Source organism: Polaromonas sp. P1_G2 (assembly GCF_056405515.1).
On record NZ_JBFUBY010000192.1, the window covers coordinates 1 to 8,086 of the forward strand.

Consider the following 8,086-nt stretch of genomic DNA (forward strand, 5'->3'; position numbering starts at 1 on the left):
CCCCCAGACCGCAAAGGATTTCCCCATGAAGACCCGACTGTTCACCGCCCTCTTCCTGGCCGGCGCCGCCTTGATCAGCGCAAGCGCCCATGCCGCCTACCCCGACAAGCCCCTGCGCCTCATCGTGCCCTGGGCGCCCGGCGGCAGCACGGACGCGATCGCGCGCGCCATCGCGCAGCGCATGGGCGAGACCATGGGCCAGAGCGTGGTGGTGGACAACCGCTCCGGCGCCTCGGGCCGCATAGGCACCGAGGCCGCGGCCAAGGCTGCGCCCGACGGCTACACCTTCGCCATCGTCGAGTTGCCGCATGCGATCGCGCCGGCCGTGTTCAACAAGATGCCTTATGACCTGCTGCGCGACTTCACGCCGGTTTCCATGGTCGGCACCTCACCGCTGATGCTGTTCGCCGGCGCGGCGTACAAGAACGGCGACATCAAGGGCTTCCTCAAAAACCACCGCAACAGCAAGGTGCCGCTGGCCCTGGCCCACAGCGGCAACGGCTCCATCAGCCATCTGTCGAGCGAGTTGTTCGCCACCGCCACCGGCATCAAGGTCAACGCCATTCCCTACCGCGGCTCGGCGCCGGCGCTCACCGACGTCGCGGCCGGCCAGGTGGACGCGCATTTCGCCACGCTGGCGAGCGCCAGCTCGCTGTTGGGCGCGAACAGGATTTCAGCCCTGATGGTGACCGGCAACACGCGCCTGGCCGGCTTGCCCGACGTCCCCACCGCGCGCGAAGCCGGCATGGAAGGCATGCAGTTCAACCAGTGGTGGGCCCTGGTGGCGCCGGCCACCACGCCCATCGAGATCGTCGAGCGGCTGCGCAACGAAGCCGTCGCGGCGCTGGCCCACCCGTCGACGCGTGAGCGGCTCACCACGCTGGGCATAGACCTCAAGGGCTCGAGCCGCGACGAGTTGCGCGCCTTCATGCGCAGCGAGGTGGACCGCTGGGGCGCCGTGGTGCGCAAGGCCGGCATCAAGCCCGAATAAGCCAGCCCCGCTGCATCACTTCCTTTCATGCCGCTACAGGCCCGCCCGCTGGCGGGCCCGCCCTACAATTCCCTGCACCACCCCGCCTGCGGGAACCGCCTTCAACCAAAGGGAAACACCATGAGCGCCTACGACAAGCTGAAAGCACTGAACATCACCCTGCCCCCCGTCGCGATCCCCGTCGCGGCCTACCTGCCCTTTGTGCGGACCGGCAATCTGGTGTTCCTGAGCGGCCACATCGCCAAGAAAGACGGCAAGCCCCTGGTCGGCCAGCTCGGCAAGAACATGACGACCGAAGAAGGCAAGGCCGCCGCGCGTTCGGTCGCCATCGACCTGATGGGGACGCTGGAAGCCGCCGTCGGCCTGGGCAAAGTCAAGCGCATCGTCAAGCTCATGAGCCTCGTCAACTCGACCGGCGACTACACCGAGCAACACCTGGTGACCAATGGCGCGAGCGAACTGTTTGCCGAAGTCTTCGGCGACGCCGGCAAGCATGCGCGCAGCGCGTTTGGCGTGGCCCAGGTTCCCATGGGTGCTTGTGTCGAGATCGACCTGGTCGCGGAAGTCGAATAAGTTCGCGTGATGAAACAGGCGCTGCTCGTCATCGATGCCAGCGCTGGCTGTTCGACACATTGCTGCGGCCCTTTGAGGCCGCCGGCAGCGGAAATCCTGTTCGGCCAGCAGGCCCAATAATTCCCGGGCAACGACCGGCGGTCACCCGGCCTTAAACTCAGACCGTCCCGGCCATTTCGCCGGGGCAGCGTTCTCAGGGCGGGGTGAAATTCCCCACCGGCGGTGTTTGCAGGCAACTGCATCAGCCCGCGAGCGCCCGCACCTCTTCACCGGGGCGCGGGGTCAGCAGATTCGGTTCAACTCCGAAGCCGACGGTCACAGTCCGGATGAAAGAGAGCGCGATGCAAACGGCTGTGCCGTGGGCGCCTGCGCGCTCATGGCCGGCCGCAGGCTCGTGCGCCCTGATTCTGGTAATACCTACAGAGGCCATCCATGAGTCAGACAAACAGTTCAGTCGCTTCCCCTTCCGCCATCCATTCCGGTGGCGCCCCCAAGGCTCGTTTCGCCTTTATCCAGTCGTCCTGGCACGAAGACATCGTGGACCAGGGGCGCGGCGCCTTCCTGGCCGAAATGGCCAGGCAGGGCGTGGGCCCTGAATCCATAGACACGTTTGAAGTGCCGGGCGCCTTCGAAATTCCCCTGCACGCCAAAAAACTCGCGCAGTCGGGCCGCTATGCGGGAGTGGTCTGTTGCGGGCTGGTGGTGGACGGCGGCATCTACCGCCACGAGTTCGTCGCCGATGCGGTGATCAGCGCGCTGATGGGCATACAGCTGGAAACCGGCGTGCCGGTGTTTTCGGCAGTGCTGACGCCGCAGCATTTCCATGAGCACGAAGAGCATCGCCAATTTTTCACCGCGCACTTCCTGACCAAGGGCAAGGAAGTGGCGCAGGCCTGCCTGGAGACGGTGGCGAGCCTGAAAAAGCTCGAGTCATTGCTCGCGGCTTGATGAGAAGGCCGAGCCCGTAGCGTTGCGCTACGGGCGTACGCTTACTCGACGCGCGCGATACCGCTGGGCTTGAAGCCCAGGTCGGCGGCCTTGCCCTTGCGCGCGCGTGCCGCGCGGGCGTTGTTCAGCGTGCGGATTTCCAGTGTTTCTTCGCGCGCTTTGCCGCCGCGGCCTATGCCTTCGATCTTGACGCTGCGAGTGTAAGCCGCCGCGCCGGCGAGGGTGTCCTTGGCTTCGAGGTCAATCAGCATCAGGCCGCGTCCGCCGGCGGCCTGCATTTTCAGCTCGCCGATTTCAAAGGTCAGGATGCGGCCGCCGGTAGAGGCGCAGGCCACATGCGTGGCGGGCACCATCGGCGTCGTGCCGCTGTTGAAGGCGGCGTGCGAGGGCCTGCAGATGGTTTCGCCTTCGGCGCAGCTGATGAAGGCCTTGCCGGCCTTGAGGCGCGACGTCATGTTCTCGACCGTCGCGAGGAAGCCGTAGCCGCCACTAGCGCTGAGCAGCAGCGCGGCATTGGACGGGCCCGCGAAGTAATGCACCAGCTGCGTGCCGGATTCGAGGTCGATCAGGGTGGTCAGCGGCTGGCCGTCGCCTCGCGCGCCGGGCAGCACGGACACCGGCACCGAATAAATGCGGCCGCGCGAACCGAAGGCCAGCAGCGTGTCGACAGTGCGGCATTCAAAGGTGCCGTAGAGGCCGTCGCCGGACTTGAAGGCAAAGCCCGCCGGGTCATGGCCGTGGCCGCTGCGCGCGCGCACCCAGCCCCGGTCGCTGATGACCACGGTCACCGGCTCGTCCAGTACCTTGACTTCGAGCACGGCTTTCTTCTCGGCCTGGATCAGGGTGCGGCGCGCATCGGCGAACTGCTTGGCGTCGGCCTCGATTTCCTTGATCAGCAGGCGCTTGAGCGCCGCCGGGCTGCCGAGGATTTCCTCGAGCCGGCCCTGCTCTTCACGCAGGTTTTTCAGGTCCTGCTCGATCTTGATGGCTTCGAGCCGCGCGAGCTGGCGCAGGCGGATTTCAAGAATGTCCTCGGCCTGGATTTCGCTGAGCTTGAAGCGCTCGATCAGCGCAAGCTTGGGCTCATCCGACTGGCGGATGATGGCGATGACCTCGTCGATGTTGAGCAGCACCAGCTGCCGCCCTTCGAGGATGTGGATGCGGGCCAGCACCTTGTCGAGACGGTGCTGCGAACGCTTTTGCACCGTGGTCTGGCGAAATTCGATCCACTCCGTCAATATCTGGCGCAGGTTTTTCTGCGTCGGCTTGCCGTCCAGCCCGACCATGGTCAGGTTGATGGGCGAGGAGCTTTCCAGGCTGGTGTTGGCCAGCAGGGTGTTGATGAGTTCGGACTGGCTGATCTTGCTAGTCTTGGGCTCGAACACCAGGCGCACGGCGGCGTCCTTGCTGGATTCGTCGCGCACCACGTCGAGCACGGCCAGGATGGTCTGCTTGAGCTGCACCTGGTCCTGGCTCAGGGCCTTTTTGCCGGCCTTGATCTTCGGGTTGGTGATCTCTTCGATTTCTTCAAGCACACGCTGGGTGCTGACACCGGGTGGCAGTTCCTGCACCACCAGTTGCCACTGGCCGCGCGCCAGTTCCTCGATCTTCCAGCGCGCACGCACTTTGAGCGAGCCGCGGCCGGTGCTGTAGGCCGCCGCGATTTCCGCGCTGCTGGAGATGATCTGCCCGCCGCCCGGATAGTCGGGCCCGGCGATCAGCGTGAACAGTTCTTCATCGCTGAGCTTGGGCGCCTTGATGAGGGCCACGCAGGCGTCGGCCACCTCACGCAGGTTGTGGCTGGGGATTTCGGTGGCCAGGCCGACGGCAATGCCGCTGGCGCCGTTGAGCAGGGTGAAGGGCAGGCGCGCGGGCAGCTGGCGCGGCTCTTCAAAGGAGCCGTCGTAGTTGGGCACAAAGTCGACCGTACCCTCATCCAGCTCGTCGAGCAGCAGGGTCGTGATGCGCGCCAGCCGCGCCTCGGTGTAGCGCATGGCCGCCGCGCCGTCGCCGTCGCGCGAACCGAAGTTGCCCTGGCCGTCGACCAGCGGGTAACGCTGGCTGAAGTCCTGGGCCATGCGCACCATGGCGTCGTAAGCCGCCTGGTCGCCGTGCGGATGGTATTTGCCGAGCACGTCGCCGACCACGCGGGCACTCTTGACCGGCTTGGCACCGCTGGCGCCGTTGGCGCCGCCGAAGCCCAGGCCCATGCGCGACATGCTGAAGAGGATGCGGCGTTGCACCGGCTTCTGGCCGTCGCAGACGTCGGGCAGGGCCCGGCCTTTGACGACGCTGAGCGCGTATTCAAGGTAGGCCCGCTGCGCGTACGCGGCCAGCGAATCCTGGTCGGCGGGTTCGGGAATGGGGGCGACTGCGTCCGGTGTGAAAAGATCATCCATCGTGATTTGGCTTGGGCTAGGTCAGGTTATGCCGGGCCGGTGCGCACAGCGCGGCCGGTACAGGATTATGAAAAGAAAAAAGAGGGGAGCCGCTTTCAGGCTGCCGGGTTGCCGGCGGGACTCCGGATGCATGGGCGTCAGTTCCGCTCGGGTGGGGCCTCAGGCGTGGCGGTGGACGCGACGGTGGTCGGCACCATGTTGCTGCGACCCGTGGCGCCGCCCATCATCTCCATGCGCACCCGGCCGCCGCTCGCGCTCATCATGCTGGGCGGCTTGAGGTGGTTGTAGAGCTGCATCACGGTCTTGACGTAGTTTTTGGTCTCGGGGTAGTTGGGGATTTTGTTGCCCGCGCGCTGCACGGCGCCTTCACCGGCGTTGTAGGCGGCGATCGCCAGCTCAAGCTGGCCCGGGAACATGGCGATCAGGTCGCTGAGGTAGCTGGAGCCGGCCCGGATGTTGGTCTTGGGGTCGGTGAGCTTTTTGTGGACCGTGGAATCCTTGCTGGCCCGCACGCCATATCGCTCGGCCGTGGGCGGGATCAGTTGCATCAGCCCGACCGCGCCCTTGGGCGAGACGGCCTGGGTGTTGAAGCCCGATTCGGTGGCGATCAGCGCCTGCAGCAGTTCGTAGTCGATGCCGTGCGTGACGGAAGCTTCACGCAGCAGGTGCTTGACGGCCTTGTAGTTGGGCGACACGTCGAAGTAGGCCAGCAGCTTGGGCGGCGCGGCGGCCACGCCGGTGGCGCGATTGGCGCCGCTGCCGACAGCCTTGCCGCTTCGGCCCACGTTGTCGCCGGCGCTAAAGCTTTCGCTGCCACGGAAAAAGAGTTCATAACGGTCGTCCAGCCGCACAGCAGAGAAGTGCGCGATGCCGTCCTTGTCCACGTAGCCCCAGATGTCGGCGTGGGCGGGAGAGGTGAACAGCGCTGCCAGGCCCATGACCATCAAAGGCAGGCCCAGCGCGCGCAGGGGCCGCCGCAGAAAGGATAAAAAGGTCTCAGGCAGCTTCATCAAATATCAATCTCCACGGCATCGCCGTGCAACTCCATCAGTTCGCGGCGGGCCGCGGCTTCGCCCTTGCCCATCAGCTTGGTGATCAGGCTCTCGGTTTGCCCGAAATCCTGGTTGCCCAGTTGCACGGGCAACAAACGGCGGGTATCCGGATTGAGTGTGGTTTCCCACAGTTGTTCCGCACTCATTTCGCCCAGGCCCTTGAAGCGGCTGATGCTCCAGGCGCCTTCGCGCACCCCGTCCTTGCGTAATTTATCCAATATGGCGGTCAATTCACCTTCGTCCAGGGCATAGACCTTGGACGCAGGCTTTTTGCCCCGCGCGGGCGCATCGACCCGGAAAAGCGGCGGCCGCGCGACATACACATTACCCGATTCAATCAATTTGGGGAAATGGCGGAAAAACAGCGTGAGCAGCAGCACCTGGATGTGGGAGCCGTCGACGTCGGCATCGCTCAGGATGCAGACCTTGCCGTAGCGCAGGCCGCTCAGGTCGGGCGTGTCGTTCGGGCCGTGCGGGTCGACGCCGATGGCGACCGCGATGTCGTGGATTTCGGTGTTGGCAAACAGGCGATCGCGCTCGACCTCCCAGGTGTTGAGCACCTTGCCGCGCAGCGGCAGGATGGCCTGGCTTTCCTTGTCGCGGCCCATTTTGGCGCTGCCGCCGGCCGAGTCGCCCTCGACCAGGAAGACTTCGTTGTGGGCCAGGTCGCGGCTTTCGCAGTCGGTCAGCTTGCCGGGCAGCACGGCCCCGCCGGAGCCCGTGCGGTTTTCGACCTTCTGGCCGGCCGTCTGACGGGTTTGCGCGGCCTTGATGGCGAGTTCGGCCAGCTTGCGGCCRTAGTCGACGTGCTGGTTGAGCCACAGTTCCAGCGTCGGGCGGACAAAGCTGGACACCAGCCGCACGGCGTCGCGGGAATTGAGGCGCTCCTTGATCTGGCCCTGGAATTGCGGATCCAGCACCTTGGCGCTCAGCACATAGCTGGCGCGGGCAAAAACGTCTTCAGGTAGCAGCTTGACGCCCTTGGGCAATAGCGAATGCAGGTCGATAAAGCTCTTGACGGCGTTGAAGAGGCCGTCGCGCAGGCCGCTTTCATGGGTGCCGCCGGCGCTGGTGGGGATCAGGTTGACGTAGCTCTCACGCACCGGCTGGCCGTCTTCGGTGAAGGCCACGCACCATTGGGCACCCTCACCTTCGGCGAAGCTGTCGTGCTGGGAATCGGCAAAACCTTCACCTTCGAACATCGGGATGACGGGGTCACCGTTCAGCGTCTGCATCAGGTAATCGCGCAGGCCGCCTTTATACGACCAGGTCTGGGTGTCCTTGGTCTTCTCGTTGGTCAGCGTGACGGTGACGCCGGGCATGAGCACGGCCTTGCTTCGCAACAGGTGCGTGAGCTCGGCCATGGGCAGCGCGGCCGACTCGAAGTATTTGGCGTCGGGCCAGGCGCGGACGGTGGTGCCGGTCTTGCGGTCGCCTTCGCCGTTTTTGCGCAGGTGCAGCTTTTCGATGACGTCGCCGCCCGAAAACACCAGGCGGGCCACCATGCCTTCGCGGTAGGACGTGACTTCCAGGCGTTTGGACAGCGCGTTGGTCACGCTGACGCCCACGCCGTGCAGGCCGCCCGAGAAACTGTAGGCACCGCCCTTGCCCTTGTCGAACTTGCCGCCAGCGTGCAGGCGGGTGTAGACGATCTCGATGACCGGCACCTGTTCTTCCGGGTGCAGGCCGAAGGGAATACCGCGGCCGTCGTCGTCGACGCTGACCGAGCCGTCGGTGTGCAGCGTGACCTTGATCTTCTTGCCGTGGCCGGCGAGGGCTTCATCGGCGGAGTTGTCCAGCACTTCCTGGATGACGTGCAGGGGGTTGTCGGTGCGGGTGTACATGCCCGGGCGTTGCTTGACGGGCTCCAGGCCCTTGAGCACGCGGATCGAGCCTTCGGAATATTCGGTGGGTAGTTTGTCGGCCATGGCAGATGAAAGAATTGCCGCAATTGTAGTCCGGGCCGGAAAAGTCACTGTACAAACATACAGTCCACCCGATTCTGGCGCGGGAACGAAAGGCGGGCACGGCAGCGTTTCGCCATTTTCGTTACAGTCGGCGGATAGCTTCCCTGCCGCCCCAGGCCTTTCCTTTTTCGCCGCTTACGGCGACCGTCCATGACC

The 8,086-nt window shown here is 65.1% G+C and carries 6 protein-coding genes and 1 riboswitch; of the genes, 3 read left to right on the plus strand and 3 right to left on the minus strand.

The window, feature by feature from the left end; genetic code table 11:
* Positions 1-25: 25 nt before the first annotated feature.
* The 3 genes from AC1D0P_RS17860 (at position 26) to AC1D0P_RS17870 (ending at position 2,512) form a co-directional block, all read left to right on the plus strand.
* Entirely contained in the window at positions 26-991 is a 966-nt protein-coding gene (locus tag AC1D0P_RS17860; protein ID WP_477677973.1) for a tripartite tricarboxylate transporter substrate binding protein, read from the plus strand.
* A gap of 120 nt (positions 992-1,111) precedes the next feature.
* The gene (locus AC1D0P_RS17865) at positions 1,112-1,564 is read left to right on the plus strand and encodes a RidA family protein (protein ID WP_477677974.1); all 453 of its coding nucleotides are present in this window, start codon (positions 1,112-1,114) and stop codon (positions 1,562-1,564) included.
* A 185-nt stretch (positions 1,565-1,749) separates the two neighbouring features.
* Positions 1,750-1,906: riboswitch (FMN riboswitch) on the plus strand.
* A gap of 90 nt (positions 1,907-1,996) precedes the next feature.
* Positions 1,997-2,512: a 6,7-dimethyl-8-ribityllumazine synthase gene (locus AC1D0P_RS17870; RefSeq protein ID WP_477677975.1), complete on the plus strand. Its 516-nt coding sequence runs from the start codon at positions 1,997-1,999 to the stop codon at positions 2,510-2,512.
* Positions 2,513-2,553: 41 nt separating this feature from the next.
* On the opposite strand, the gene parC is transcribed toward AC1D0P_RS17870, so the two are convergent.
* From parC to AC1D0P_RS17885, 3 genes are all read right to left on the minus strand, one after another.
* Positions 2,554-4,911, minus strand: a complete 2,358-nt coding sequence (parC, locus tag AC1D0P_RS17875) for a DNA topoisomerase IV subunit A (protein WP_477677976.1) — start codon at positions 4,909-4,911, stop codon at positions 2,554-2,556.
* A 137-nt stretch (positions 4,912-5,048) separates the two neighbouring features.
* A complete protein-coding gene (locus AC1D0P_RS17880; RefSeq protein WP_477677977.1) occupies positions 5,049-5,921 on the minus strand; it encodes a lytic transglycosylase domain-containing protein in 873 nt (290 codons plus the stop codon).
* Entirely contained in the window at positions 5,921-7,891 is a 1,971-nt protein-coding gene (locus AC1D0P_RS17885) for a DNA topoisomerase IV subunit B (protein ID WP_477677978.1), read from the minus strand. Before AC1D0P_RS17885 ends, AC1D0P_RS17880 begins: the two co-directional genes overlap by 1 nt.
* Between the last annotated feature and the right edge of the window lie 195 nt (positions 7,892-8,086).

What these genes read in the sequence shown, in the direction of transcription:
- AC1D0P_RS17860 (WP_477677973.1), top strand. Translation starts at nt 26, where the DNA reads ATGAAGACCCGACTGTTCACCGCCCTCTTCCTGGCCGGCGCCGCCTTG.
- AC1D0P_RS17865 (WP_477677974.1), top strand. Translation starts at nt 1,112, where the DNA reads ATGAGCGCCTACGACAAGCTGAAAGCACTGAACATCACCCTGCCCCCC.
- AC1D0P_RS17870 (WP_477677975.1), top strand. Translation starts at nt 1,997, where the DNA reads ATGAGTCAGACAAACAGTTCAGTCGCTTCCCCTTCCGCCATCCATTCC.
- parC (WP_477677976.1), bottom strand. Translation starts at nt 4,911, where the DNA reads ATGGATGATCTTTTCACACCGGACGCAGTCGCCCCCATTCCCGAACCC.
- AC1D0P_RS17880 (WP_477677977.1), bottom strand. Translation starts at nt 5,921, where the DNA reads ATGAAGCTGCCTGAGACCTTTTTATCCTTTCTGCGGCGGCCCCTGCGC.